This is a genomic window from Candidatus Bathyarchaeota archaeon (genome assembly GCA_029882535.1).
Classification (GTDB): Archaea; Thermoproteota; Bathyarchaeia; order Bathyarchaeales; family SOJC01; genus JAOUKM01.
On sequence record JAOUKM010000003.1, the window covers coordinates 16,543 to 42,452 of the forward strand.

At 41.3% G+C, this 25,910-nt stretch carries 30 protein-coding genes and 2 tRNA genes; 14 read left to right on the forward strand and 18 right to left on the reverse strand.

Annotation, left to right across the window (positions count from 1 at the left end; translation table 11 throughout):
• Positions 1–47: 47 nt before the first annotated feature.
• The gene (locus OEX01_01670; GenBank protein MDH5447700.1) at positions 48–1,316 is read right to left on the reverse strand and encodes a pectinesterase family protein; all 1,269 of its coding nucleotides are present in this window, start codon (positions 1,314–1,316) and stop codon (positions 48–50) included.
• A 158-nt stretch (positions 1,317–1,474) separates the two neighbouring features.
• The gene (locus OEX01_01675; GenBank protein MDH5447701.1) at positions 1,475–2,074 is read right to left on the reverse strand and encodes a uracil-DNA glycosylase family protein; all 600 of its coding nucleotides are present in this window, start codon (positions 2,072–2,074) and stop codon (positions 1,475–1,477) included.
• Between the two features lie 123 nt (positions 2,075–2,197).
• Here OEX01_01675 and OEX01_01680 point away from each other — a divergent pair, with 123 nt between their 5' ends.
• Complete coding sequence (locus OEX01_01680) at positions 2,198–2,737, forward strand: class I SAM-dependent methyltransferase (GenBank protein MDH5447702.1); 540 nt, start codon at positions 2,198–2,200, stop codon at positions 2,735–2,737.
• Positions 2,738–2,858: 121 nt separating this feature from the next.
• The gene (locus OEX01_01685; GenBank protein MDH5447703.1) at positions 2,859–3,659 is read left to right on the forward strand and encodes a methyltransferase domain-containing protein; all 801 of its coding nucleotides are present in this window, start codon (positions 2,859–2,861) and stop codon (positions 3,657–3,659) included.
• A 38-nt stretch (positions 3,660–3,697) separates the two neighbouring features.
• On the opposite strand, the gene OEX01_01690 is transcribed toward OEX01_01685, so the two are convergent.
• Positions 3,698–4,228 carry a GrpB family protein gene (locus OEX01_01690; GenBank protein ID MDH5447704.1) on the reverse strand — a complete coding sequence of 177 codons (531 nt, stop codon included), beginning with the start codon at positions 4,226–4,228 and terminating at the stop codon, positions 3,698–3,700.
• Positions 4,229–4,577: 349 nt separating this feature from the next.
• Here OEX01_01690 and OEX01_01695 point away from each other — a divergent pair, with 349 nt between their 5' ends.
• Positions 4,578–6,539, forward strand: coding sequence for an acetoacetate--CoA ligase (locus OEX01_01695; protein MDH5447705.1), 1,962 nt, complete (start codon positions 4,578–4,580; stop codon positions 6,537–6,539).
• A 409-nt stretch (positions 6,540–6,948) separates the two neighbouring features.
• Here the strand turns inward: OEX01_01695 and OEX01_01700 are convergent, their stop codons facing one another.
• A complete protein-coding gene (locus OEX01_01700; GenBank protein MDH5447706.1) occupies positions 6,949–7,329 on the reverse strand; it encodes an MscL family protein in 381 nt (126 codons plus the stop codon).
• A 214-nt stretch (positions 7,330–7,543) separates the two neighbouring features.
• On the opposite strand from OEX01_01700, the gene OEX01_01705 reads away from it, so the two are divergent.
• A complete protein-coding gene (locus OEX01_01705; protein ID MDH5447707.1) occupies positions 7,544–7,975 on the forward strand; it encodes an HIT family protein in 432 nt (143 codons plus the stop codon).
• A gap of 109 nt (positions 7,976–8,084) precedes the next feature.
• Here OEX01_01705 and OEX01_01710 read toward each other — a convergent pair whose 3' ends face one another.
• Entirely contained in the window at positions 8,085–8,369 is a 285-nt protein-coding gene (locus OEX01_01710; GenBank protein MDH5447708.1) for a hypothetical protein, read from the reverse strand.
• A gap of 503 nt (positions 8,370–8,872) precedes the next feature.
• Complete coding sequence (locus OEX01_01715; protein MDH5447709.1) at positions 8,873–9,034, reverse strand: hypothetical protein; 162 nt, start codon at positions 9,032–9,034, stop codon at positions 8,873–8,875.
• 193 nt (positions 9,035–9,227) lie between these two features.
• On the opposite strand from OEX01_01715, the gene OEX01_01720 reads away from it, so the two are divergent.
• From OEX01_01720 to OEX01_01740, 5 genes are all read left to right on the forward strand, one after another.
• Entirely contained in the window at positions 9,228–9,545 is a 318-nt protein-coding gene (locus OEX01_01720) for a TIGR04076 family protein (GenBank protein MDH5447710.1), read from the forward strand.
• A gap of 84 nt (positions 9,546–9,629) precedes the next feature.
• Complete coding sequence (locus tag OEX01_01725) at positions 9,630–10,259, forward strand: LysE family translocator (GenBank protein MDH5447711.1); 630 nt, start codon at positions 9,630–9,632, stop codon at positions 10,257–10,259.
• 121 nt (positions 10,260–10,380) lie between these two features.
• Positions 10,381–10,689, forward strand: coding sequence for a TIGR04076 family protein (locus OEX01_01730; protein ID MDH5447712.1), 309 nt, complete (start codon positions 10,381–10,383; stop codon positions 10,687–10,689).
• A gap of 286 nt (positions 10,690–10,975) precedes the next feature.
• Positions 10,976–11,872 carry a glycyl-radical enzyme activating protein gene (locus OEX01_01735; protein MDH5447713.1) on the forward strand — a complete coding sequence of 299 codons (897 nt, stop codon included), beginning with the start codon at positions 10,976–10,978 and terminating at the stop codon, positions 11,870–11,872.
• A 7-nt stretch (positions 11,873–11,879) separates the two neighbouring features.
• Positions 11,880–14,243: a glycyl radical protein gene (locus tag OEX01_01740; GenBank protein MDH5447714.1), complete on the forward strand. Its 2,364-nt coding sequence runs from the start codon at positions 11,880–11,882 to the stop codon at positions 14,241–14,243.
• 233 nt (positions 14,244–14,476) lie between these two features.
• Here OEX01_01740 and OEX01_01745 read toward each other — a convergent pair whose 3' ends face one another.
• The 3 genes from OEX01_01745 to OEX01_01755 form a co-directional block, all read right to left on the reverse strand.
• Positions 14,477–14,920, reverse strand: coding sequence for an NUDIX hydrolase (locus OEX01_01745; protein ID MDH5447715.1), 444 nt, complete (start codon positions 14,918–14,920; stop codon positions 14,477–14,479).
• Positions 14,921–14,989: 69 nt separating this feature from the next.
• Positions 14,990–15,081: transfer RNA gene (locus tag OEX01_01750), tRNA-Ile, on the reverse strand.
• 31 nt (positions 15,082–15,112) lie between these two features.
• Positions 15,113–15,304 (reverse strand): hypothetical protein, encoded by a 192-nt coding sequence (locus tag OEX01_01755; GenBank protein MDH5447716.1) that lies wholly within the window; start codon positions 15,302–15,304, stop codon positions 15,113–15,115.
• Between the two features lie 75 nt (positions 15,305–15,379).
• On the opposite strand from OEX01_01755, the gene OEX01_01760 reads away from it, so the two are divergent.
• Positions 15,380–15,483 (forward strand) — tRNA-Asn (locus OEX01_01760).
• 117 nt (positions 15,484–15,600) lie between these two features.
• Here the strand turns inward: OEX01_01760 and OEX01_01765 are convergent.
• Positions 15,601–16,071, reverse strand: a complete 471-nt coding sequence (locus OEX01_01765) for a hypothetical protein (GenBank protein MDH5447717.1) — start codon at positions 16,069–16,071, stop codon at positions 15,601–15,603.
• A 221-nt stretch (positions 16,072–16,292) separates the two neighbouring features.
• Positions 16,293–17,696 carry an MFS transporter gene (locus OEX01_01770; protein ID MDH5447718.1) on the reverse strand — a complete coding sequence of 468 codons (1,404 nt, stop codon included), beginning with the start codon at positions 17,694–17,696 and terminating at the stop codon, positions 16,293–16,295.
• 185 nt (positions 17,697–17,881) lie between these two features.
• Between OEX01_01770 and OEX01_01775 the strand changes: the two genes are divergently transcribed.
• Positions 17,882–18,094 (forward strand): hypothetical protein, encoded by a 213-nt coding sequence (locus OEX01_01775; GenBank protein MDH5447719.1) that lies wholly within the window; start codon positions 17,882–17,884, stop codon positions 18,092–18,094.
• 18 nt (positions 18,095–18,112) lie between these two features.
• On the opposite strand, the gene OEX01_01780 is transcribed toward OEX01_01775, so the two are convergent.
• The gene (locus OEX01_01780) at positions 18,113–18,904 is read right to left on the reverse strand and encodes a methyltransferase domain-containing protein (GenBank protein MDH5447720.1); all 792 of its coding nucleotides are present in this window, start codon (positions 18,902–18,904) and stop codon (positions 18,113–18,115) included.
• A 242-nt stretch (positions 18,905–19,146) separates the two neighbouring features.
• Between OEX01_01780 and OEX01_01785 the strand changes: the two genes are divergently transcribed.
• Both OEX01_01785 and OEX01_01790 read left to right on the forward strand, forming a co-directional pair.
• On the forward strand, positions 19,147–20,403 hold the full coding sequence (locus OEX01_01785) for an MFS transporter (protein ID MDH5447721.1): 1,257 nt from the start codon (positions 19,147–19,149) through the stop codon (positions 20,401–20,403).
• Between the two features lie 124 nt (positions 20,404–20,527).
• Complete coding sequence (locus OEX01_01790; protein ID MDH5447722.1) at positions 20,528–20,839, forward strand: hypothetical protein; 312 nt, start codon at positions 20,528–20,530, stop codon at positions 20,837–20,839.
• 192 nt (positions 20,840–21,031) lie between these two features.
• Here the strand turns inward: OEX01_01790 and OEX01_01795 are convergent, their stop codons facing one another.
• Genes OEX01_01795 through OEX01_01805 form a run of 3 tightly spaced genes read right to left on the reverse strand, consistent with a single transcriptional unit; the run spans position 21,032 to position 22,458 of the window.
• Complete coding sequence (locus OEX01_01795; protein MDH5447723.1) at positions 21,032–21,523, reverse strand: hypothetical protein; 492 nt, start codon at positions 21,521–21,523, stop codon at positions 21,032–21,034.
• Between the two features lie 2 nt (positions 21,524–21,525).
• Entirely contained in the window at positions 21,526–21,999 is a 474-nt protein-coding gene (locus OEX01_01800) for a hypothetical protein (GenBank protein MDH5447724.1), read from the reverse strand.
• A 3-nt stretch (positions 22,000–22,002) separates the two neighbouring features.
• Positions 22,003–22,458 carry a hypothetical protein gene (locus OEX01_01805; protein ID MDH5447725.1) on the reverse strand — a complete coding sequence of 152 codons (456 nt, stop codon included), beginning with the start codon at positions 22,456–22,458 and terminating at the stop codon, positions 22,003–22,005.
• 244 nt (positions 22,459–22,702) lie between these two features.
• Here OEX01_01805 and OEX01_01810 point away from each other — a divergent pair, with 244 nt between their 5' ends.
• Positions 22,703–23,641, forward strand: coding sequence for a pyridoxal-phosphate dependent enzyme (locus OEX01_01810; GenBank protein ID MDH5447726.1), 939 nt, complete (start codon positions 22,703–22,705; stop codon positions 23,639–23,641).
• Between the two features lie 224 nt (positions 23,642–23,865).
• Here OEX01_01810 and OEX01_01815 read toward each other — a convergent pair whose 3' ends face one another.
• The 3 genes from OEX01_01815 to OEX01_01825 all read right to left on the reverse strand — a co-directional run bounded on the left by OEX01_01815 (position 23,866) and on the right by OEX01_01825 (position 25,864).
• Positions 23,866–24,336, reverse strand: a complete 471-nt coding sequence (locus tag OEX01_01815) for an Lrp/AsnC family transcriptional regulator (protein MDH5447727.1) — start codon at positions 24,334–24,336, stop codon at positions 23,866–23,868.
• 91 nt (positions 24,337–24,427) lie between these two features.
• Entirely contained in the window at positions 24,428–25,510 is a 1,083-nt protein-coding gene (locus OEX01_01820) for a Xaa-Pro peptidase family protein (protein ID MDH5447728.1), read from the reverse strand.
• A 66-nt stretch (positions 25,511–25,576) separates the two neighbouring features.
• Positions 25,577–25,864, reverse strand: coding sequence for a MoaD/ThiS family protein (locus tag OEX01_01825; GenBank protein ID MDH5447729.1), 288 nt, complete (start codon positions 25,862–25,864; stop codon positions 25,577–25,579).
• Positions 25,865–25,910 lie beyond the last annotated feature (46 nt).

The following is a 25,910-nucleotide window of genomic DNA, read 5'->3' on the forward strand; positions in this document are numbered from 1 at the left end:
GCGCGTGGGATTGCAGGTTCAATGTTATAAATTTGGTGCTGCTGAATTTAGTGTTTTGATTTGCTTTTTCTATAGATTTTTGTTGCAAGCAGAGTTGCTGTCATGAATATTGGTAGAATGATGAGTGATGGAAACTCTGGGATGATTATGACTTCTTGTGTTGAATGACTATAATTGAAGTATAGATAGCTGTGTGTGCTGTTAGAACATGGTAAAGGTTCTGGAGACGGTAAGATTTCTGTGCCATTGACAAACACTCTGAAGGAGTCATTCATCAAGGCCGTTGGTATGCATATTCTGCAGAAGCCAGTAGTGCCATCCTCACCAGTAACATTGAAACTTATCGCAGTGCTATTGAATTGGAAATCTGAAATTGAAGAATTGCAGATAACTTGAGCGCTGTATTCTGAAGTGATATCGAATTCAGAAAATGCACCCACTAGAGGAAAGTTGTCAGTGTTATCTGCATCTAATATGAATGTAGAATCACCTATTCCATCATGGCTAAGGTCAGCATCAGTATATTCGCTCCAAAAGTTTCCACCAGAGGGGTAACCATCATCCCAGAAGTTGGCGTACCCGCTAGCTAAGATAAGTACCTGCTCAGTATTGTTGAAAAAAACGTTATGATAGAACCTGTTGTTCCTGGAATACCCAAGTGTAATGCTTCGCCAGTTGTTCGTCATGTTGTTCTCGAAGATGCTGTTTGAGTCTGCGTTGTATATATGTATACTCACAGTGTTTGCCATAAGGCAATTTCCAGATATGATGTTATAAGTCGCTTGGTGGTGAATGTCAACACCAACGTGGTTGTTTGTTATGGTGTTATTTGACATGCTCGTGTTTCTTGGAGACCCAAAAATACCAACATAATTATCGACAAGGCGATTTCCAAATATATTGCAGTAGCTTGTGCTGCTAAGGTAGATTCCCGCCTTAATAAGAGTGCCTTCCCCTCCACTTCTCTGTATTGTGAAACCTGTAACATTCACGTGGTCTTGGGTTATGGTGACAACATCCCCCGTCATGTTACCATCAATAATTGTGGTTCCTCTATTCTCTCCATGCAACATCAGGGATTTATTAACTGTCACATGCTCATAGTAGATCCCTTCGTCAACAAAGATTGTATGTCCATTCGAAGTTTCAGGAGCATTTATCGCTTCTTGAATAGTTATATAGTTTAACCAAGTGTCAAGGTTGTGAACTGGATAGCCATTAGGTGCTTTTACCTCAGTTACATGAAAATTTGTTGCTAAAATTAAAATGCTGGGAAACAGTATTGATATTATTATTACGGAAATTACGTTCCTCAAAACTAATGCTCTCCCATTTTTATATATTTTCGTTTTCAAGATAACATTTGTGGATAAAAGTTCTATCACACAGCAATCCAATGTGTTTAAACCATCACTTTAGAGAGATTGGTGAGAACTGAGAGGCTGAGGAGAGGCACTGAGGAGACAGAAGAGATTCATCGAATTTTCATGAAAGCGCTATCTATCTCACTGGTCCACTTTCTGGTTAGTCCTCCAGGAAAGGGACATACGATTACACGATAGCCTGATAAGTTTGTATCATAGTCTTGTGTTATTCTGTGTTGGACCAATTCTTCGAAATCAGCAGTTTGCTCAAGCGCATATTTGGCTGTATTTCCAAGTATGAAAACAGTGTTAGGTTTCAGTTGCCTGATTTCTTTCAACAAGAATCTTTGTGAACAGGTTTTGGCAATCCTATACAATACTTTCTTTTTTATTGATTTATTTAACCTACATTTGATTGTGTCAATAAGAAAATAGCTTCTCTCTTTGAAGACCTCCAGCTTGTCCAAGTTCAGCCTTGACAGGACTTCCGTTCTTAGATTAATCCGCTTCTCAGCAACTGGATTATAGAAATAGCGTTGTTTGCCATTCCATGGCGGAGATTCAGCGACGAAGAGAACATCCACTTTTCCAGGTTTCCAACTTCTCTCCACATCAAATTGAACGTAGGGCTTCTGATCAGCATTGAATTTATCATAACTAACTAATTTCAGATCTATGCATCTCTTACATTTCCGAATTTCATCAGACATAGTCATAATAAGATTCTCACTCTTTTCTACTTTCTAACATAGTCTAGGAAATATAAAACTCTAAGATTTTTCTTTAACTTAGAAATTATAAAATATAAAACCAGTTGTAGAGTAGAGAGTGGCATGAAATCTAGCAGATTAGGATATGGGTCACATTCTTTTCTTAACGAGTACATCAGTAGGAATGAATGTAAGAAGATCATGGAGATTGGAGTTGCAGATGGTGAGAATGCCATGACAATGGTTAAGGTCGCTACTCGAAACTGTTCGCCTGAAGAAGTGGAGTATTACGGGTTCGATCTTTATGAAAGCAACAGAATGGAGCAAGTTAGGCAGAAATTAAAGGAGACACGGTGTAAGTTCAAGCTTTTCAAAGGGGACTCTGTTGAAACTCTTACTAGAGTGTTGAAAACCTTGCCTAAAATGGATTTGATCTTCATTGATGGAGGTCATTCTTATGAAACAGTGAAGAGTGATTGGGAAAATTCAAGATCTCTTATACACGATGAAACGGCAGTCTTCTTTCACAACTATGATTTCTCAGGCGTCAAAAAGATAGTCGATAACATTTCCCGAGAAGAATATCAAGTGAAGACAATCCATCCTTCAGCGGATTGTGATATGGCCTTCGTTAAGAAGAAAGTCCATAGAGAAGCAAGCTAAGAAAGAGGCAAGCATTAACCTTACGAAATGCTACACTAGACCTTTTCTTTCGATTTTTTCTTGCGCGCTCGCAATAACGTATATTCATAGGAGACAGTAATCTAGTGATCGGTAGAAAACTATGTCAGTAAGAGAAAAGGAGATGGCTGAACTCCTCGCAAAAACCCATCGGGAGGAGAGACTTTCAGCTGTAACAGCTTATATTAATCCTGATGTTTCTGCGATTTTGGACTTAGGTTGTGGAATTGGTGCTTTGACAACTCGATTAGCTGAGAGGTTTCCTTCTGCGCTGATAATTGGTGTTGATCGGTCAAAGTATCTTATTAGTAGGTTGCAAAAAAAGGAGAATGTTTTGACAATATTGGGAGATATACCAGCTGTACCTTTTAAGAACCGTTCTTTTGATCTTGTAGTAGCTGTCCAAGTTCTTCATGAGATATTCCATTTTAAAGGAGTTCATGCACTCACTAGGACGTTTCAGAGGATTTTTGATTTATTGAAGAAGGACGGTGAGCTAATTATCTTGGACCATTTCAATCCAGGTGATGTCTCAATCTCCTTTAAACTCTCTGAAGAACTGAGAAAGAAATTACGTGAATTCCAATCGAAGTTTAAGCCACGTAAGATAAATTATCATGATCTAGGTAAAGGTTGGGTCAGAAGCAGTATGCGTGATTTCTATGATTTTATCACTAAAATCTGGGCTTTGAATTCTGGACTTGAAGAAGAGGAAATGAGTGAAACTCATACACCATTCACTCGTCAGGAACTTGTGGATTTTGTGCAAGAAGCTGGGTTTAAAGTAGTACATGTTACTAGCATCACTGCTATAGACAGGAATTTAGAGCACTACGGCGTAACTGTTGAATGGACCTTGAACCTTCCAGACAGGCACATCATGTTGATAGCAAAGAAAAGTTGAATTGTAGAGGAGAGGCACAGAGGAGACAGAAGTCTTATTCACTGTGTTTCTGTTTCAGCTCTTGCTTTGGCAACTATGGATTCAATGAATGATGTTTTTGCTTCAGTGTAGCTTTCACGATCTGAACCATACTCTCTTGCCAGTCTTTTCTTCAATTTGTGATAGTCTTGAGCGACTTCTGGATGAGTTCGAAGATAGTCACGGAACAGTAAATGTCTTTTCCAAAAATTACTTGATAGTTCAACCATATGCAGGTGATAATGTTGTTCCTTTGGTGGTTTGCCCTTGTGGAAATATCGTCTTTCAGGTATTGATTCTTCGTATTCCGGAACATACTCGTAGCCAATACTTTCAAGAGGTCCAATACACTTGTGGACGTCTTCTAGATTTTTGATAGCAACAGTAATGTCGATAATCGGTTTGGCACCTAAACCAATGACAGCAGTGCTTCCTATATGTTCGATTCCAACAACAAAGTGTCCTATGACATTAAGGATTAGACGCTTCTCATTATCAAACAATGTAAGCCATTGAGGATTATAGTCCACAATTTTGACTGGTCTTTTCATTTCTCTAAACTCAACAGAAAAACGACAATAAAAAGTTTCTAAGTTTATACTTTCTAACTAGTATAGAAAATATAAAATTCTAAGGTTTTTCCTTTAGTTAGAAATTATAAATTAGAAAATTAAAGTGTAAATACACGTTTTGAACAGTCCTGTAGGTTACGTACACCGAGGAAATGAAGAACATGAGAGAAGATTGGGAACACGACAAACTGACTTTAAAACGAGCAACATTTATTCTACAATAGTGAAATAATGTAGAATGAACCACTAAGATTAATTATTCAGTGGAGTTATGACAAACATTCCTGAAAAAGATAGCGCGCGGCCGCACATCAAAAGGTAGTGAAAAATGCGGAAACCACTTTGGGTACCTTCTGAAGAGCGTATAAAAGAGGCGAACATAACACGGTTCATAAATCTTGTCAACGGAAAATACAATCTTCAAATAGACTCTTATGATAAACTTCATAGATGGTCTATAGAAAACGTATCAGATTTCTGGGCAGCTATGTGGGAATTTGGGGGAATAAAAGCTTCCCAAAAATATGAGACCGTAGTGGATGATTTAGGCAAGTTCCCTGGTGCAAAATGGTTTGCTGGGGCAAGATTGAACTTTGCAGAGAATCTTCTGAGATGTAGAGACGCCCATCCCGCCTTTATATTTAAAGGAGAAACCAAAAAATCTTCCAGAATGACCTACACGGAACTGTACAATTCTGTAGCACGTTTAGCTAGATCATTACGCAAAATGGGTGTTGCCGTTGGAGATCGCGTGGCAGCCTATATGCCCAACCTTGTGGAAACCGCCAACGCTATGCTTGCAACTACAAGTATTGGCGCTATATGGTCTTCTTGTGGTACTGAACTGGGTCCAAAGGCAGTTCTTGATCGTTTTGGTCAAATTGAGCCTAAAGTTTTGTTCACTGTTGATGGATACTACTACAAAGGGAAGACGTTTGGCGTTTTGTCAAGAGCTGAGGAAGTGGCAAAAGGAATATCTTCAGTAAAGAAAACTATTGTATTTCCTTATGTTGAAGAAAAACCCCATATTGTTTCTATCCCTAACTCGGTGCTTTATGATGATTTTGTATTTCAAGAAGAACAGCGAGAGATTTCATTTGAAAAGCTGCCTTTTGATCATCCAGCATATATCATGTTTTCCTCAGGCACAACTGGTAAGCCAAAATGTATGGTTCAAGGAGCTGGGGGTATTCTCATCAATCATCTAAAAGAGCTGATACTTCATACTGATCTAAAACGTGATGACAGAATATTTTACATAGCAACTCCGAGTTGGATGATGTGGAATTGGCTACTGGGCTCTTTAGCTGTAGGCGCTACCCTAGTGTTGTACGATGGCAACCCCAATTACCCAGATTGGAGCACCATGTGGCGACTAGTTCAGGACGAAAAAATAACCATCTTTGGTTGCAGCGCAAGCTACATCAACTATCTCAAAAGTGTGGATGCTAAGCCAGCTAAGGATTTTGATTTGTCTTCGTTACGAGAAATTTCTCAGACTGGTTCTCCTCTTTCAGCCGAAGGATTCGAATATATTTACCGAAAAATTAAAGAAGATTTGCATTTCAACTCTATTTCGGGAGGCACAGATATCAATGGTTGTTTTGCTGCTGGAACCCCTATTCAACCTGTATATGCTGGTGAATTGCAGGGTCCGGCTTTGGGAATGAATGTGAAAGCATATGACGAGAAGGGTAATAGCGTGGTTGATCAACAAGGAGAACTAGTCTGTGAAGCTCCCGCTCCCTCGATGCCTCTTTATTTCTGGAACGACCTAGATAGCAAGAGATATAGAGATGCTTACTTCAGCATTTATTCAAATGTTTGGCGGCATGGTGATTGGATACTGATTCACAGCGACACTGGTGGAATAACCTTCTTAGGGCGTTCTGATTTTACCTTGAAACCCTCTGGAGTGCGCATTGGTCCGTCGGAAATATATAATGTGGTGGAAAGATTTGAGGAAATTGCTGACAGCATGGTTGTAGGGCAAGATTTGAAGGGGGATCAACGCATTATTCTCTTTGTTAAACTGGCTTCAAGATTTCAATTAACAGACGAGTTAAAAAATAAGATTAGAAAAACGCTGCGCAAAGAGGCGTCTCCTAGACACGTCCCAGCTCTAATCATCGAAACGCCAGATATTCCATACACTTTCAGCATGAAGAAGGTTGAGAGTGCGGTGTCGAATATAGTGAATGGGAGACCAGTTACAAATAGAGATGCTTTAGTTAATCCGGAATCGTTGGATTTTTACGAAAGAATTCTTTCCGAGCTTCAAAAAGGATAACTCAAAGAACCCCTCGCGTGCAAGCTTGAGGCATTAAAATAAGGGTTGATTTCTCCACCAGAGAGCAAACGCGCGCCTACTTATTAGTAGTTGTGCGCACGAATCTTAGCTACCTATTTTCTTCTTAGGAGATCACCTTCATATATGCGCATGCATGCGCACACGCTCTTTCCAATACCAAGTTTTAATGATTTAGGTTTTCCCTTGCAACTTCTCCTTATAGTCTTTCCATTGGGTTTTAACATAAGGTCCCAAACTTTTAATATCTGAAACTCCTACAAAATCTCTCAGAGCTGAGCTAACTGCCTTTGCATTCAAGAATTCCTTTCACGTCTTCTTTTGTTTGATTAGCGCGTATTATACCTTAGAGTTCAAGGATGACAGAAAAAAGGGAATTTAGCTTTTCGCTTTATTCTATTCCCCATCGTTTCGTAATCTTGACCATAACGAAGATTACGAAAGCTACGATAATGAAGGTTATCAACGCTACTAAGAAGTGCCCCACTAGGAAGCTTTGGCTGGCAACTGGCAATTCGATAGTTGCTAAGTTATCTAGTCCAGGTATAGCAAGGCCTATTATTGGCATTATTAGGTCCGAAACGAGTGCTTGAACTAGGTTACCTAGATAAATGCCTATAATGAAAGCAACGGCAAGACCCATAACCTTGTACTTCGATATGAAGTTCATGAACTCATTCCATAAGCCTTTCTTTGCTGGTGGAGACGGTGCCGGCGTCAACAGTTCACGTATCTTCTTGAGTTCCTGTAACATCTCATCTTCTTTTGGCAAATTTTTCCCCAGAAGACCACTTTTCGACGATTTTTCATATAAGTTGTTCGGCTTATAACGTGTGCCATACATCATCCTAGTTTGCTCAGGCTATCACTATAGGAAGACTATAGAGAACAGAGAGGCTGAGGAGAAGCAGAAGCGAGACAGAAGGGAGACTCTAAAATACAACTGTTTGAATATTGGCAAACTGATAATATTTGAGGTTTAAAAGATGGATTATTGTGTTTTCTGTCGCATAGTGAAAGGTGTTGCACCTGCAAGCGTAGCCTATTCTGATGAAGACGTTGTGGCCTTTATGGATATTACACCCGTTAATCCAGGACACGTGTTGGTGATCCCGAAAGTTCATGCTGCACAACTATCTGAACTAAATCCAGAGATAGGGGCACATATGTTCAAAGCTGCAATGCATGTAGCAGAAGGTCTCAGGCGATCAGGAGTAAAATGTGAAGGAGTAAGCTTGTTCTTAGCTGACGGAGAAGCTGCATTCCAAGACATATTTCACGTTCATTTGCATGTGATTCCCAGATTCAAGGGAGATGGTTTTGGACTGAAATTAGGTCTTAATTACGGCTTTAAGCCAAAAAGAAAAGAATTAGATGAGATTGCTAACAAAATCAGGAAGGCAATAAAAAGTTTCTAAGTTTCTACTTTCTAACATGGTTAAAATCTTAGAATTTCTAAAGATCCTTCCTTTACTTAGAAAATAGATATTAGAAAAAGTGGGTACGCAATCAGTAGTATAACATGCGTTATGATTGAAGTTTTGGTGGTATCAGATATATGCGGAGTTGTCCTTTTGTAACCTTCAAATTTATTGTTTGGTCAACTTCACCTATTGCGGAAACAGCGAGTAGGTTTCGTATTCCGCCTTTTCTCACGCCTAAAACTAATTCAGCCGCATCTTTTGTCAATTCAACCTCAAGATGAGTAATCTTCCATTGCTCAGAGTCGAATATGAACTCTTTCACTTTACCCACGTCCAAGTCTTCGCAAACAATTCTCTTTCCCAGTAATTCTCCACCTTTCATTTCCATGTTAATCGCAACCCAACTTTGTAGTCAAACTATAAAGAATTTTCTGGCTTGAACAGATAAGAATTCTGGATTTCAGATTCAATTTTATACTGAACTATTATGCAAACACACTTTCACCTTACTCTCTATTTCTCTAGCAATACGTTGCCTCACAGTCATTAAATAGAAAATCCAATTAGTGCCATTGTGCTTGCGGTTCATCGCTCTCTTAGTGAAAGTGATTATAGAGCCCAAAGATATGGCCTTCCCTTCACAAATGCACGGCGTGAATCGCAAGCAAATCCATTCAAAGAGGTTTCAACATGAATTCTAAAGCCGACACTATCCTCAAAGAATGTTCTCAATGTAGATAACAAGTAGTCATTAGTTGTGTGTGTCCATCTTGTAAACTTCGAGTCTGCATGATTTGTGCGATAGAGAATGATTGGAAATGTCCGAAGCGCAAAATAGATTTGGTTTAATGGCTACCTATGTTCCGAAGCCTTACGTGTATAAATGCAAGTCTACCTCCTTCCAGCCTCTTTCTTCAACCTTGAGTACTCCCAAAAGTCAGCAACAGTATTGTCGATGTCATCTATAATGAAAGAATTGCCTTGGCTGCTCTGGGTTCTGGACCCGCTGACGAGCGTTCGAATCTCTCCCGGGCTATCATCCCTGCCACACACATTTTTAAACAAATCTTAACTCTAAACCCAAACCTATTGTTAACAATGGACACTTTAGGGTGTCCATTTCTTAAGAAAGGTTAAAACTGCAATGCGTGCGCTAAATGCTTCGCAGTTATCCACAATTACTATGCAAGGTTCCTCATCAAGGTAGATTTATAAGAAAGTAGAGTTGTGGGAATGTGGTGATTCTATGGCAAGAAAGAGCAAAGTTAGGATTACGGTTTTAAAAAAGCTAGATACAAAAGAAATATTTGGTGACAACCCTCCATTGGGAAAGAATCGAAAGGCTTGTCCTGTATTTGAGGTAGGTCAAGAGTTTATCGTCGGTGAAGATGGTGAGATGCCCAAAGGATTCTGTCATTGGGCTTGGAACGACATGTACAAGGTAGTAACTACATTGAAATACGACGGAAACTGGGAACCGGGGACAAAGGAAAAAGGAGCCCCCACGGTGCACTGCTGCACCGATGGGTTAAGACCAGTCATATTCAAACTCGAGCGCATTTAGCAAAATCCATAAAAAAGTATAAATATGCACGATGCGCGCGCAATCACCAAAGGTTATTATTCAAATTGACAATTCTACATCTTTATGGAAATACTAGATTTCATGGTTACTGTTATTCTCGTAACTGCGTCCGGTGCTTTAGCCCCTGGCCCTCTATTTTTTGCCAACCTCACAGAAGGTTCCAAATTTGGAGCCAAAGGGGGCATTGTGTTCTCTGTGGCGCACACTTTGATTGAGTTCACCCTTGTTATGCTATTGGCATTTGGACTTTTGATCATTACGAGCGAGTTGGTCAAGATTGTAGTTGGAGTTACTGGAGGTGTTGTGCTAGTTGCTTTCGGTGTAATGCAAATCTATGGTTCCCTCAAGCCTAAGTCGAAAAGCCTTCAAAGAATTGGTGAAACAAGTTTTCAACACCTACTCGTTATTGGTCTGACTTTCACCGGTTTGAACCCTTTCTTTATCATTTGGTGGCTTACTGCTGGAGCCCAGCTTATTATTATTTCATTGGAGTTTGCGTCTCTTGCCGGCGTTTTGCTGATGTATATTTGCCATGTTTGGATGGACTATGTCTGGCTTATCTCAACTGCCCATCTTGCCAAGGGGGGGATGAAAGTCGTTGGGATCAAATGGTATAGAGTCTTAATAGTCTTGTTCGGCACAGTTCTAATATACTTTGGGCTCGTTTTTCTAGCCAGCTCGATTCAAATATGATGTGCACATAAAAAAGGAGGTTGCGGTGATTTTCTCCACCTAGGAGAGGGTTCAAAGCTGTGCTCGAAAAATTTAGATAGTTTATTTAGATGCTCTTCTATACTAGTCAGTTGTGGTTGAAATGGTTGAGCTACATAAGGTTAAGATTACAGTTTTGAGGCGTTTTCATCCATCTGAAGTTTTTGAGAAACCTCCTGCGACATCGCATGCTCTTGAGGCTTGTGGACTGTTTAGGGATGGTCAGGAATTCATTGTTGAGAATCTGAGGATGCCTGAAGATTTCTGCACTTCCGCTTGGATCTCTATGTATGGTAATATCCGGCTCTTGAGCTTTGGCGGAGATCTCCCATGGATCAAGGAGAAAGGTGTTGCCATTAATTGCTGCACCGACGGATTAAGACCAGTTATATTCAAACTTGAACGCGTCTAGTCACTCGTGCTTTTTGAAGAGTGATTCCGTTGTGTGAGCATTCATAAAAGAAGCATGTCGTTATCCACAAAAAGGGGGTCGTGAGCACGCGCGTTTCTGAAATGATGGAAAAACCTATCAAAAAGCTGTCAAAATCCTGTCATTCCTCAAAAATGCAGAAAGGCTGGCGCGCGCCAAAAATAAACATTGGAAAATGCACGCATACGCCTTATTGAAGGCAAAGAAGCAAGCTTTAAAAATATGAAAAACTTCAGACCCCTAGAGATGCAGGTGTTAAAATCTGGGAATGATTTTTGACATCAAGAGATATGCAATTCATGACGGTCCAGGCATTCGTACAACAGTTTTTTTTAAAGGTTGCCCATTGAACTGCCTATGGTGTCATAATCCTGAAGGGAAAGCGAGAGAACAGGAATTTATGTGGTGGGAAGAAAAGTGCATAGGTTGTAGAGATTGTCAGAACGAATGCACTAAAAGCGCTATATCTTTTTCAAATAATTCCTTACTTTTAGATCAAGGAAAATGTAATCTTTGCGGAGCTTGTGTGGAAGCCTGTTATTCGCAAGCTTTGAGACTTGTTGGGCGAAAAATGACGGTAACTCAAGTGATGAAAGAAATTGAAAAGGACATGGTTTTTTACGATGAATCCGAAGGCGGAGTAACTTTTTCCGGAGGGGAACCGCTAATGCAATCAAATTTTCTACATAGTCTTCTAAAAGCCTGCGAGAAACTAGAAATCCATACAGCCGTGGATACTTGTGGACATGTAAACTCAGATCCCCTTTTAAAGATCAGCAAACATGTGGATTTGTTCTTATATGACCTTAAAGTAATCAATGACAAAAAACACAAAAAAATTACAGGTGTATCAAACAAACTTATCTTGGAAAACCTGAAAAAACTTTCACATAATGGACAGAAGATAATTGTGCATTTTCCGCTCATTCCAAGCATAAATGACGATGAACAGGACATAGTAGAACTTGGTACATTTGTTTCTTCGCTTAAAAATGTAAAAGACTTAAGCATCCTCCCTTATCACAAAGCTGGGATTGAAAAATCTAAGCGATTGATGAAACCAACAGATATATTCTTCATGAGCCATTCTCCTTCTAGTGAAACATTAGCTGAAATTAAGAAAAAATTGGGAACTTTTGGGTTGAAAATCCAGATAGGAGGATAACAATATGATGTCAAAAAGGGTCAAACGCCTGAGAGAGCAAAGCGTTAACACAAAACCCTACATCTCCGCCGAAAGAGCCGAATTGCTTACAGACTTCTATCGAAGCGGTGCTGCAGACGGAGTTTCCACTCCTATAGCTCGTGCCTTAGTCTTCAAATATTTGCTGGAAAACAAGACGATATGTATTAATGAAGGCGAGCTGATTATAGGAGAGCGCGGACCCGCGCCAAAAGCCACTCCTACCTATCCGGAATTGTGCAATCATACAATTGAAGATCTGGAAAAGCTGAACTCAAGAAAAAGGACTCCTTTCCTCGTAAGCGAAGACGATAAAAGAATCTACTGCGAAAAAATCATTCCCTTCTGGAAAGGCAAAACCATGCGTGAACGAGTTTTCTCAGCAATGTCTAAGGAGTGGAAGTATGCATTTAATTCCGGTGTGTTTACAGAATTTATGGAGCAAAGAGCACCTGGACATGCTATTTTGGACAACAAAATCTATCATAAGGGCTTGCTTGATTTTAGACAAGAAATAAAGAATAGATTAGATAATTTAGATTATTTTAGGGATCCTGATGCTTACGCAAAAGAACAGGAACTTAAGGCGATGGAAATAGCTGCAGATGCGTTAATCATCTTTGCAAAGCGCCACTCTAAAAAAGCAAGAGAGCTTGCAGAAGTGGAGAAAGATCCACAGCGGAAAGTGGAACTTGAGAAAATCGCTGACGTTTGCTCGCATGTTCCAGCTCATCTGCCCAGAGATTTTTGGGAAGCCTTACAGATTTACTGGTTTGTCCATCTGGGCGTGATAACCGAACTTAATGTCTGGGATTCCTTCAATCCAGGGCGCCTTGACCAGCACCTATATCCTTTTTACAAAAAAGATCTGGAAGAAGGAAAGCTTTCAAAAGAGTTCGCAAAAGAATTGCTGCAATGTTTCTGGATCAAGTTTAACAATCAACCAGCGCCCCCTAAAGTGGATATAACTGAGAAGCAGAGCAGCACCTATCAGGATTTCGCCTTGATCAATGTTGGTGGCTTGAAGGAAGACGGAACAGACGCTGTCAACGAGCTCTCCTACCTCATACTAGATGTATTAGAAGAGATGCGGTTAATTCAGCCGAGTGGATGCATTCAACTTAGCAGCAAGAACTTAGACCGATTTTTAAAGAAAGGTATTGAAGTTGTCAAAGCTGGTTTTGGGCAACCCTCAATCTTCAATACCGACGTGATCATTCAAGAATTTCTCCGTGCTGGAAAATCAATGAAAGATGCAAGAGCCGGAGGCCCAAGTGGCTGCGTTACAATCAGTGTCTTCGGAAAAGAAAGTTGCACCTTAACCGGTTATTGCAATTGGCCAAAGATTTTTGAGCTAACCTTGAATAATGGGGTTGACCCACAGACTGGGAAGCAAATCGGTCTGCAAACGGGAGACCCCTCCAACTTTGCTTCCTTTGACGAGCTAATGGAGGCTTACAAAAAACAACTCAAATATTTCGTAGACCTCAAGATTAAAGGCAATAATATTATTGAAAGACTATATGCTGATTATATGCCCACTCCATTAATGTCACTACTGTTTGATGATTGTATAGCAAAAGCAAAAGATTACCACGACGGAGGGCCACGATATAATTCGACATACATTCAAGGTGTCGGAATTGGAACCTTGACGGACTCGCTTTCCGCAGTGAAATATCACGTGTTCGACACAAAGAAGTTAACGATGGAACAACTGCTCAGCTCGCTCAGAAATAACTTTGAAGCATCCGAAAAAATCCGACAGATGCTGCTGAACAAAACCCCAAAGTATGGCAATGATAACGACTATGCAGACAACATCGCCCGAGCAGTCTTTGACGCGTATTTTGAAGTGTTGGATGGGCGACCGAATACAAAAGGAGGAGAGTATCGAGTCAACTTGTTACCTACTACGGTCCATATTTATTTTGGGCGGGTTACAGGTGCAACGCCAGATGGACGAAAGGCTGGAGAACCGCTTTCCGATGGCATTTCACCCAGTCAGGGAGCAGACAAAAATGGTCCTACTGCCGTGATCAAATCGGTTGCCAAGATAGATCATGTCAAAACTGGTGGAACTCTTCTCAATCAGAAATTTATGCCCCAATTGCTAGCTGATAAAGCAGGCACAGATAAGTTGGCGCATTTGGTGCGGACTTACTTCAAGCTGGGGGGACACCATATCCAATTTAATGTGGTAGATGCGAAGACTCTTGAAGAAGCGCAGAGAAATCCAGAGAAATATAGAAACCTCATAGTTCGCGTGGCAGGCTATAGCGATTATTTTGTTGATATAGGCAAAGAATTACAGGATGAAATCATCGCAAGGACGGAACATCGGAGTTTTTGACTTAGTTTTTTGTAGAAGATTTATTATAGAAAATCTCTCCCCGCTTCTTTGATAACTTCAATGTATGTGTGCAGAAAAATGGGGATTTGCGGGTGATATCTCCACTGCACGTAGGTAAAATTACTGCCTGTTACAGTTTTAGCTTAACAATCCAAGTAAAAATGGGGATTTCGGTATAAATTACAGTTTTGGAACGGTAACTCCCGGGCTACCAACAGACCCTAGAAACCTTTTTAAAAGGAATTAAAATGTTGAAGCTTTTCTCTGTTCCTTTCAAAGAACTCTCTAAAAACCCTTGTCAAATCATATTTTTCTACTTCACTTAAAGAAACCCAGTGTACTTCTAAGGCATCACTTCCTGCGTGAGGACTGCCTCCTTTTAAGCGAACAAAGAAGTCGAGAATGACGAAGTGGTAGCGCAATTTACCTTTTTCATCTGGCTCTAAGTTATCTACGACATCGATTAAACTGTGAACCTCTACATCGAGGTTGCTTTCTTCTTTTACTTCCCGAACTACTGTGTTTCGCACTGTTTCGCCAAGTTCAACAAGACCGCCTGGGATGCTCCATTTATTTTTTCCTGGTTCAGACCCTCGTTTAGCTAAGAGAATTTTGCCGTTGCAGATTATGACTGCGCCTACGCCTACAGTGGGTTGGGTTGGATATTCACGTTTCAAATGGTCTCTCCTACCGGTAGTTTTTCACCGTCTTTGTTGTCAACATTTTTTCAGGAAACTTAAGTATGATGGGCCCGGGGCGATTTGAACGCCCGACCAACAGGTTTCTCGTCCGTGGCGATTATGAGCCTGTCGCTCTGACCGTGCTGAGCTACGGGCCCTCCTTCTCTATGTTGTAGAGTAGCAGTGAAATTAAGGTTTTCCAGTTTTTCTAGTCGAACCAAGCAAGATGCCTAAGCCGAAACTGAAGAAGGCTATGGAGAAGGTTTCGTGGTGGATGTCTGCTATTTCGAACCAGATGCCATAGAAAATGTATTGGTGTGCGAGTATTAGAAATCCTATGGAAAGGCAGATGTAGGCAAGGAGCTGCGTTAGTTTGGGCATTTTTGGTTCAGGTTGTTGTTTTTTGGGGTATGAAGATTTAAATATTCCTAGTTTTGTCAAGTTAGACGTTGTGTTGCCGCCGTAGCTCAGTCCGGTAGAGCAGCTGTCTCTGGTAGTGGTTTTATCAGGGGCTGAGGCTGTTAACCAGTCGGTCGTAGGTTCGAGTCCTACCGGCGGCGCTTACACCATTATTTTCGCAAACCTGCGTCCGTGGCGATATGTTCATTCTGTTTTCTGAAGATTAGGGAAGCAACACTTCGTTCTTCCTTCTCTGACATGACCAATTGGTCAAAACGTTAGACTTCAGAAGAGGCATTTTGCTTGATGAATTTTTCTGCTTCAGCAATAAATTTGGATTTGCTCTCTTTCACACCACTGAGATTGAAGTAAGGAAAAAGGACGATAGTAAGTACAATTATAACTAGTAGTGCCAATTCATACAATGATTGTCCCTTTAGATAATTCGGAAGAAATATTGTCAGAAGTAAAGTTGTTGCCAACATCTCAAAAGCCAAAGTCATAATGTAGTATATCTTAAAGTCAAATAAGAAGCGAACACGACTACCTTTCTCTCTTGGTTCTATTAGAATTTTCGCATAGCCTACTGGTCTAAAACTTCTACCGACGAAGTAGGAACCAATCTTCAAAAGAATAAGTGATGGTTCTGCAAAAGATGAAATCTGCCATCTCCGTTTTCTGGAATAGAACCCGATGAGAAGACGATACACCTGCCTTGGTGGAATATTGGTTGAAATAACAGTTGTCAAGTAAATACATCAAGCTCCTTTCAGCTTTCCCTTCTGACTAATTAATCAAACTTCGGTTTTCTAGCTCTTAAAATTTTAATCAATTGATTAATAGAAACGAGAAGAGAAAACAGAACTAGCGGTTCGCTCTTTTGAAGATTTTTGTTCCGTTGTGTTTGCAGATATATTCGAATGCATGCATGCGCCACACATTCCATGAGATATGCTCGGATTTTAAGCACCTATGTTGATGCGGACGTGCCTCGTGCATTTGCTTCCGACACATTTGCTCCTCGGTTGGTGGCAACATTCGCTTGGTGGTCTGGAATAATGTCTTCGACATTTCTCACAGCCTTGAAAGCGTAGCCCCCGAACCCTATGAGTATTCCACACAAACCAGCAATAACAAACATGAGCGCCATGCCTGCACCTGGACCTGTGCCAACTAACTGGTTGAACACAGGTTCTAAGCCCCCTCCTGCCATCATTCCTGGCTCAAAGAAATTGTCTGCCAGAGGGCCAGACAGCAACATGGCCACTGGAACGCTAATCTGTGCAATCAATGCTCGTGTCGCAAACACACGCCCCTGTACGTCCGGGGCGACCTTAGCCTGCCAGATCGCTTGATTGGAACCATTGATGATCGGAATGAAGAGTAAACTGATGAATGCAGCCAAAGGCCAGACATAAAGGTCGCGTCCAAGACCCATCAAAACCATACCAAACATGCCGAATGCCATTCCAGCCAGTACTCCGTGTACCCTTCGTTTTGGACCGCCCCAAATGCTAAGCACCACACTACCCACGACTCCGCCGATTCCCATGGTAGACTGGACAATTCCCAACACTGTTGCGTCGTTTCCAGTGCGGGCCAAGATCATCGGTGTTGAAACAGTATTTCCAAAGACAGCAACCAGATTTATGCTAAAGAAGACTAGTTGGAGACCAAGCAAGCTGGGTCGTTTGAAGATGTAACGAAATCCGTAGACTGACTCTTTCCAGAGGCTTCCTCTGCTTTTGAGTCCCTCTTCAGTCACGACAGGCTGCGGAATGTGAACTACGAGCAAAGCGCCAATAGCGAACAAGAAAGTAACGATGTCAATCATCAAGATTCCACCTATGCCAATAGGCGAAACAATTAAGGCTGCTGCCAAGATCGGGGCAAAAATGCCAGACGCGAATTGAGCCGTAGAGAGCATACCACTAGCGCGTCCATACTGTTCTTTCGATATCATAGTGGTCACAGCTGCAGAATATGCTGGGAACTGGAAAGCCCCAAAAGCACTTGCAAAGGCTCCTGTTAGGTACAAGTGCCAAATCTGAAGACTGCCGGCTGAGAACAACATAAGGATGACAGCCGTCGCCAGGACTGCTGCCAAATCGCTAAGCATCATCATAAGCTTTCGGTTCCAACGGTCCACTAATGCTCCTGCGACCGGGCTTACCAGTATAGTCGGGGCAAAGGCGAAAAAACCCACTAACGCCAAAGCTGTAGCCATTCCGGTAGTCAGATATGCCCAATAAGCGAGCGCAAAACCAGTCATAGCGGTGCCTAATAGTGAAACCAGCTGGCCAACCCAGACAACAGTGAAAGCTCTCATCCCAGTCGGCCGACCATGTGTCTTCGTAGAAGATTCCTCTGCCAATTGTATCACCTTTTCTAGTGCCTTTAGTCAGCCAACGATATTTAACATCAGGTTTAACGCTTTAGGTCATTCACGCACTTGGGAAAGGTTTCAATTATGCGTTTGCGCATGCAGCAATAATATGTGCTTCATTTTATCATTTGATGTTTAGGAAAGATTCAAGGAAGATGAAGAGAAGAAACATATTGTCAACATTGAGAAATGTGGTGAGTACTCTAGGAGTTTCAATCAACTACTTCTCAATTAAAAGAAAATTCAAAGGACGCTATAAAAAACGGAAATATAACCAACATCAAGAAGGCGAATGGCAAGAAGCATTAGAAAATATGGGGGCTTGCAGGGGTCGCTCCACAGTTGTGGGAGTTTCAAATCCTACCTCCAACGCAAGTACATTATGAGCTAAATTCAAAGGTGTACTACTTCTTTCCAACAATAAACAAATATGAAGCATTAGCAGAACCGAATTTCTTTATTCTTTCCTTTAATTTCTCTCCTTCCTTTTCTAAACGAGTTCGCGCTTTCAGATAGGGGTATTCTTTTATGCGGCGAAGATTATCGTCAATCTCTTTGATAGCTTGATTCACTATTTTTTCGTTTTTTGGGTTTTCGCATTCAAACTTCTCGTCGCAGAACAGACACTTGACATAATGTGTGGATTCGAATACTTCAACCTCTTTTAGTCCAAGACTACTCACAATGTCCTTGATCTTCTGTTTTGTGAGTGTTTTGTTGTGAGTAACACCTAGTAAAGAATCGATTTCTGCATCCCAGTGATGTTGTAATATATCCGATCTTTGTGCTTCGGCTTGTTCTTCATCACAAAACATTTCTTGAATTACAAAATAACCACAGGTTTTCAATGCACGTTTCATTTCAGCCAAGACTTTATCTATTCTGTAAAGATGATGCAACGAGTTGGCCACACACACAGTGTCAAAAGAGTCGTTTTCAAATTCCAGAGCCTCCGCATTCATTTCCATTATATTTACAGGTTTCCCTTCAAAGTGCTTCCTTGCAGATTCTAATTCTTTCTTAGAATTGTCGATTCCTATAAACAAATCATAATCTCTTAAGGTTTTCATTAAGGTGCGAATGAATCCCCCGTCACCTGTAGCGACATCTAATATTTTCCCACCGGAAATTAATTCCAATCTTCTTTCTATCTTCTTTGCACCAGAAGACGCTAATCCTTTTGGTAGATTTTCCATTTTCATAGATTAAGGAGATACATTCATATATAAAAAAGGTGGAGTCTTGCGGGTGATATCTCCAATGGTTGCTGATGCGAGTCCTAGTGGAAAACCACTAAAACAAAATAGCGACCATACTCGATTTTTCAATAAGACTTTGTTTGTCGGTCGTTAGTTTTTTAAGGAAGAACTGCTATCGTGGAAGAGGATTTACATGTATCGGAAACCACAACGTAAGCTAACCTGTGAGGGTGAAAAAAATGAACCAAAAAGAGAACAAGCCACACTTCGGCTTCATGACACGCAACTACCTAGTGCTAACCCTCACATCCACCCTGTGGGGAATCCCCACAAGCATCTGTAACACCTACTTCTCCCTATACGTCTTCGGACTAGGCGGAACAGAAATAACAATAGGTCTCATCGCAGCCCTAGGAAGCACCACCTTTGTCATATCCGCAATCATAGGCGGCCACATAGCCGACCTATACGGCAGAAAGACATTAATCAGCCTAATGACTATCGCCCTCGGGTTAAGCCAATTCCTAGTAGCCTTCGCACCCAACTGGCAATTTCTGACTCTAGCCATTATCCTAGCAAACGTGTGCTGGATATTCGAACCCGCATTCTGGGCAATACTAGCAGACTCGATAAACGAACAAAAAAGAGGAACAGCCTTCGCATTCTACAGCTGCCTAAGCTTCCTACCATGGGCCATAATGCCCTCCATCGGAGGCTACCTAATTGACATCCACGGCATAATAACACCGATGAGATGGGCTTACGTTGGCTTGGCAATAGTAGGTGTAACCGCAGGCATCATACGAATGTTCATGCTCACAGAAACCATTTCCCCTCAGAACAAACAAGCAGATGAACAATATAGCGTTAAAGAATTAGGCAAACTCGTAAAAGACGCCTTCAAAGAACACCTGCAAACATGGTCGTGGATGCCCCACTCAACACTCGCCCTAACAGCCATCTACATCCTATGGGCATTTGAATACGGCTTAGTCGAACCCTACTGGATAGTCTACGCCGAAGAAATAATCGGCCTCACATCTACGCAATGGGGCATAATCATAGGCGTAGGCAGCGCAATCAGCATTACGTCAAAGATACTCATAGTCGGCAAACTACTAGACAAATTCAGCCGAAGAAAAATACTACTAGCAACAACAGCCTTAGACATATTCACCTATCTACTCTTCATCCGCTGCGGTATGTTCATACAAGTTCTAGCTCTCTGGACCGCAAGCTCCTTCATATGGTCCTTCTACGAACCAACATACTCATCCTTGGAAGCAGACCTGATCCCCAAAGAAAGAAGAGGAAGAGTATTCGCAGCTTTCGGCGTTGCATGGTCGACCTTCAGCGTTCCAGCAAGCCTCCTAGGAGGGTTCATTTACGAGCAAGTCAGCCCTGAATTGTCCTTCATAATGGCATCAGTTGGCATTACACTATGCTTCATTCTGACAGCACTATTCATTAAGCAACCCCAACGCAATAAAAAGTAAATGACGACGTAAACATGATCAACTCAGGATTCACTTACTATTTTTCTATCTAAAGGTTCCACCAATTGACCTAATCTCTCGCACAAACCAAAGCGATCTTTGTCTTTACGCACACATAAGAAAAATGAGCAAAATGCAAAAGACATCTACACTGATTGCCATTTCGAGTCTTACAAGCAGGCTCAAGCAAACTCTCTTGCGCTTCTATTCTGCTTATTCGATTTTTGAGTGTTTTCTTAAATACCCCTTTCCCAACTCGTTTAATGATAGAATTGAAATGAATCGCCTCTGCGACTACGTTCTAGCAGCCGATGAAAATATACACTTCGCTACGGCCATCGACGAAATTCGTAACATGCTTTGCATGAAAGCCATGGTTTTCTATCAACTTCCGCGAGAAGCAGCCAAAAACTCGCCGACACTTTCGCTGTCCTGACAATTAGCATCTTTAAAACTCTCACTTAACACCACGGTTGCTTCCAACACATAACCATAAAATAAAAACTACAAAAAATCGGTCAGCCCATCAAACAAGGTTACCTAATCTACACAACCACGGAGCCTATAGAACCATAAATCATCCAAAAAAATAACAGAAGCAGTCAAAAATCTACCAAAAAAAAGAACTTTAAACTCTACTCCTAATCTGCGCTAACACCTCATCCACCAATCGGTTAATCCCTAAAGCTGAAAGCCGATAACCTCCTTCCTCTGTCTTTACCGCCAAGCCTTCACGACACAGCTCGCCAAGCCGAGTACCCGTAATCTTCCTACTTTTCCCCAACCATCCCTGCAATTCATCCCTAGAAAGCCACATCTTGTCCAAAACACCTAACTGTCCTCCAACGTAAGCTGCAAGCAACTTCAAAAGCAAGCTTTCAGTGTCAGTCAATTTCTGCTTAGAAATCAAAACTACAGGGCCCTCTTCGGCTACAGCCACAAAACCCTTACTAGCCACTATAACCTTCTTCAAGTCCACGGTCAAAACTGCACTACGGGCCGCGTCAAAAAGTGGGATTGTCTGACTAAAAAATCGGTTGATGCTTGTCCAAACATTGTTAACATCTCCCGTGAAAGTTTCCTCAATGTCCTTATACTTGATGTGCACCGTGATACTCAACCTTACGCTGTCTCCTTCAGTTTCGCCAGAACTCCCTCTTTAACCCATTTCTCACCTTTCGTCGTCAACCTAAACTCCGGCCGCCCAGGATCAGGTTTGAACACCAAACCTCGTTTTGTCATTTCATTTAACCTTGCAGGCACCATAGAATTTACTCCACTGGACTTTAGTAGACGATCAATCTGCGTCGCCGTACTCGTCTTCTTGTTAGAGGCGTACAAAACTAATCCAATAGCTTCATAGTGTGTAAGCTTACGTCTCGCCGTAATCACGGGGCCTTCAGTTGTGAACTCCACGATTCCTTCTAACTGCGCATGTAGAGGCGGCGTCAATTTAGACGAAACCAAACCGTTAATTTTCTCCATAAACTCTGGAGGCATGTCCTTAAGCATATCCAAAATCTCTTTTGCACTATCTCCTTCTACAACAACTTCTCCAAAAGGCGCTTTCACTCGAACTCGCAAATGCCCTGGCAAAGCTTAAGCCTCCTCCTTCTCAGCCAATATATACACGTAACCAGCGTCAGTCTTCCACCGTCTCACTTTCCCTTTCTTCACAAGCCATGACAATACACCTGACAAAGTTGTTGAAGGATAGTGAATAGCATTTGCCTTCAAAGCCTCAACAATCTCAGACATATTTCTAGGCCTCCAAGCCCCCCACTCAGTTTGAAGCAACTTTAACACTGCTTGGCTGCAGTTTTTTGCCTTCTTAATCGAAGGATACATTTTGGATGGCACGGCAGTTGGAGAAGTCAACCGAACTGTTACAGGTGTTTTTTTGGTGGCAGCAACTTTTGAGTTCATGTGAGCGAACGCTTTGGAAATGTTCTCAATAAGCTTTGGCAGGTCTTTTATTGTTTTCAAAACTTCTTTTTGTGTACCTGAAATTTCAACTTCATTTTGGTTCATTTTGACACGTAACGAAAATGGCATGCTTGATCGAACCTCACAATGGTAAAGTGATACTAGACGGATATTATAAAATCTTTCATTATTCACGACATAATTCCGTATTTGCTTCTCAGACAATATCCGTCTGCTAAGTTGCATCGAGACTTAAAAACTACTTGAAACTATACCTTTCGAACAGAATTAGGAGAGCTTGCTGAAAAGTGGCAAACCTTTATTGACATGCATTAGTTTTTTTAGTCGTTGTGATAATCCTTTCTCGGTTTAAATGTTCAGAAAAGTAGAAGAAGCTTATGAGCGAATAAAAGGAATCGTTAACAAAACTCCCGTAATGACTTCCTCAACCCTTAACAAAATAACTGGCAGCAAGTGTTTCTTGAAATGTGAGAATTTTCAGAAAACTGGAGCTTTCAAATTTAGAGGAGCTTTCAATGCCTTGTCACAACTATCTCCGGAACAGAAGAAAAAAGGAGTAATAACACACTCCTCTGGAAACCATGCACAGGCACTAGCCTTAGCAGCTAAACTTCTAGGAATCAAGGCGGTGATAGTTATGCCTGAAAATGCCTCTCTAGTGAAAATGGCTGCAACAAAAGGTTACGAAGCGGAAATAGTCACTTGTGGTTCTAACCCAACCGATCGAGAGAAAGCTGTTATACCCCTAATCGAAAGACACGGTTATACTCTCATACACCCATCTAACGATCTCACAATAATCGCTGGTGCTGGAACTGCTACCTATGAACTAATCAAAGAAGTAAGCAAGCTCGACTATGTTTTCAGTCCAGTGGGCGGTGGCGGATTACTGAGTGGAACAGCAATAGCGACAAAGGGTTTGCTTCCATCAGCCAAGATTATTGGTGTTGAACCCAAAAACGCAGACGATGCCTATCAATCATTCAAAGCAGGAAAAATTATTCCAGTCGAGAATCCAAATACGATAGCAGACGGTTTAAAAACTTCTCTTGGAAGCAATACTTTTAGAATAATACGAGGAAAGGTGGACCAAATAATAACCGTTTCAGAAGAAGAAATTGTAGAGGCAATGCAGTTTCTCTGGGAAAGAATGAAGCTAGTGGTTGAACCTTCTGGAGCAGTTTCACTGGCAGGGGTACTATCGAAACAGATAGAATTAGAGTCTAAAAAAGTGGGAATAATAATTAGTGGAGGAAACATCGACTTAACTGGTTTCTTCGACAGAATTTAGCAAGTATAAGCGGTTGAACAGTTCATAAAGTGGACTGTAGTTTTCGTAAGAGGTTTCTAGTTCTTTAAAAGACCTGACAATCCACGTATTTATGACTCTCTTTAGATTAGTTCTTGCTGTGTTGCTTTTCTACGAAACTATTCACCGAGTAACTGATTTAACGTAACGTTTTTAGAACTTTTCCTTGGAAACGATAGGTTGAAGCTCGAATTTCTCAGCTTTGGTTAGACCTTTTGGAGACCAGCAAGAGCCATGTGTTTCTTTATGTTAGTCAATGTTGTTATGAAAGAATTCGAGTTGGCAATTTTTGATTTTTGTCGCAAGTCTGCGATGAAATCTGAATAATCGGTGTAGTTCTTGTGCATAGTCACGATTAGAGAGTTTTTTCCCATTCCGTTGCCGTCAGCAACGAAGATCACTCTAGGTTCTTTGTCAAGCCATTTGTAAGGTGACGTGGTTTCTGTTTTTTCTTCGGGTAGCCATTGCACGAAAGTAAATGCTGCCAGCTCGAATCCAAGCTTGGTAAAGTCTGGCAGAGCGGTATATTGTAGAACGTACTTCTCGTCTTCAAGCTTTCTCCTAGTCCTCGTAACGGTAGGCTGCGAAAACCCAAGGACCTTCGCCAAGTCTCTATCGCTTCTTCGAGAGTTCTTAATTAATTCGTAGAGAAGCTTCGGAATTTTATCAGGATGCATACTTCGCATAAAGTACAAAGTAGTATATAAATCCTATGATTAACTTTGAGGCATATGCAATTTTTTATTTTTCTCAATAAATTAACACTTTTTATGATTTTTTTAAAACATATAATCTTCCAGTCAATCTCTCTGCATTGCCTTTTTTCACTAACACTGTGTCCTCGATTCTAAAACCACCAAAGCCAACGATATATATACCAGGCTCGTCAGTAACTGCGTTTCCCGCCTTCAGTACATCTTTGCTTGTGGAATTCAAAACTGGCTGCTCATGTACTTCTAATCCAACACCGTGGCCCAAACCGTGGACAAAATATTCACCGTACCCTGCCTTGCCTATGATGCCCCTTGCAGCTGCGTCCGTTTCTGCAGCCTTCACTCCATCCTGCATTTTCCGAAAAGCTTTCTCTTGGGCCATCTTCACAACTGTGTAGATTTTTTTCTGCTTTGCAGATGGCTTGCCAACAACGAACGTTCGAGTCATGTCTGCGCGGTAGTTCTTGCATATTGCTCCAATATCGACGACAACAAGGTCTCCGTTTTTGAGTTTCCGTTCACCACATCCTCCGTGAGGATAGGCTGAGTGAGGACCTGAGGCAACTATAGTGTCGAAGGCTACGCCGTAGGATCCGTGGATGCGCATTGTATATTCGATTTCAGCGGCAACTTCATACTCTCGAATCCCAGCCTTAATCGTTTCGTAGGCTGTTTGCATGCTTTCAACCGTTAGTTCTGCGGCTTTTCGCATTTTTTTCAACTCGCCCGCATCTTTTATTCTGCGAAGGTTCCAGATGTATTCGCTTTTAGCCTCAAGCTTAGTGCTTTTCAGAGCTTTGCTGAACTTTTGATACGTTAGAACGTTCATGGCGTCGAAGCCTAGTTTCTTCAGCTTTTGGTTTCTAACTTGTTCTGCAACTTTTTTAACCAAGTCTTCTCCACGTTTTACCAGTTCTACCCTGCAGTTTTTTGCTTCAGCCTTTATCCATTCATAGTTTACGCCATAAACGTAAAGTGTGCTTTCACCTTCGCTTGGAACTAGCATCATAACAGCACCTAATGAATCAGCAGCGCCCAGTAACTCAGTGAAATAGAGCAGGTTAATCGGGTTAGCGATTATGTAACCGTCGAATTCTTTTTTGAAGGTTGTCTTTAAGGCTTTTATTCTATTCCTCAACACATATCCCTCTTTTGAGAGAATGTTAGTTGACTAAAATAGACTATAACTTTTATGGATTGCCGCCTATCCACCACTCATCAGCGACATAAGAATGACGTGATCTCCATCCTTTAACGTCGTTTCAACCCCGTCAAGTTGTCCCATCAACACTCCATTCACGGTAACAACAAAACCCGTTTTCACGTCTTTTTGACCAGGCTCAAAAACTTCTTTCTTAAAAGGCGTTCCGTAAAGGTTTGACAGTTTGCCTAGCAGGTCTTGAAGTGAAGTTTCCTTGTTTAACTCGAATTTTTCAACTCGTTTGTTAAGCATGTTCTTGATAAAGCCCAAATATTCCACCTTTACCTTCATGTTAAGCCACGTCTTCAAAAGAATAATTTTCGGCGTACCTATTTAA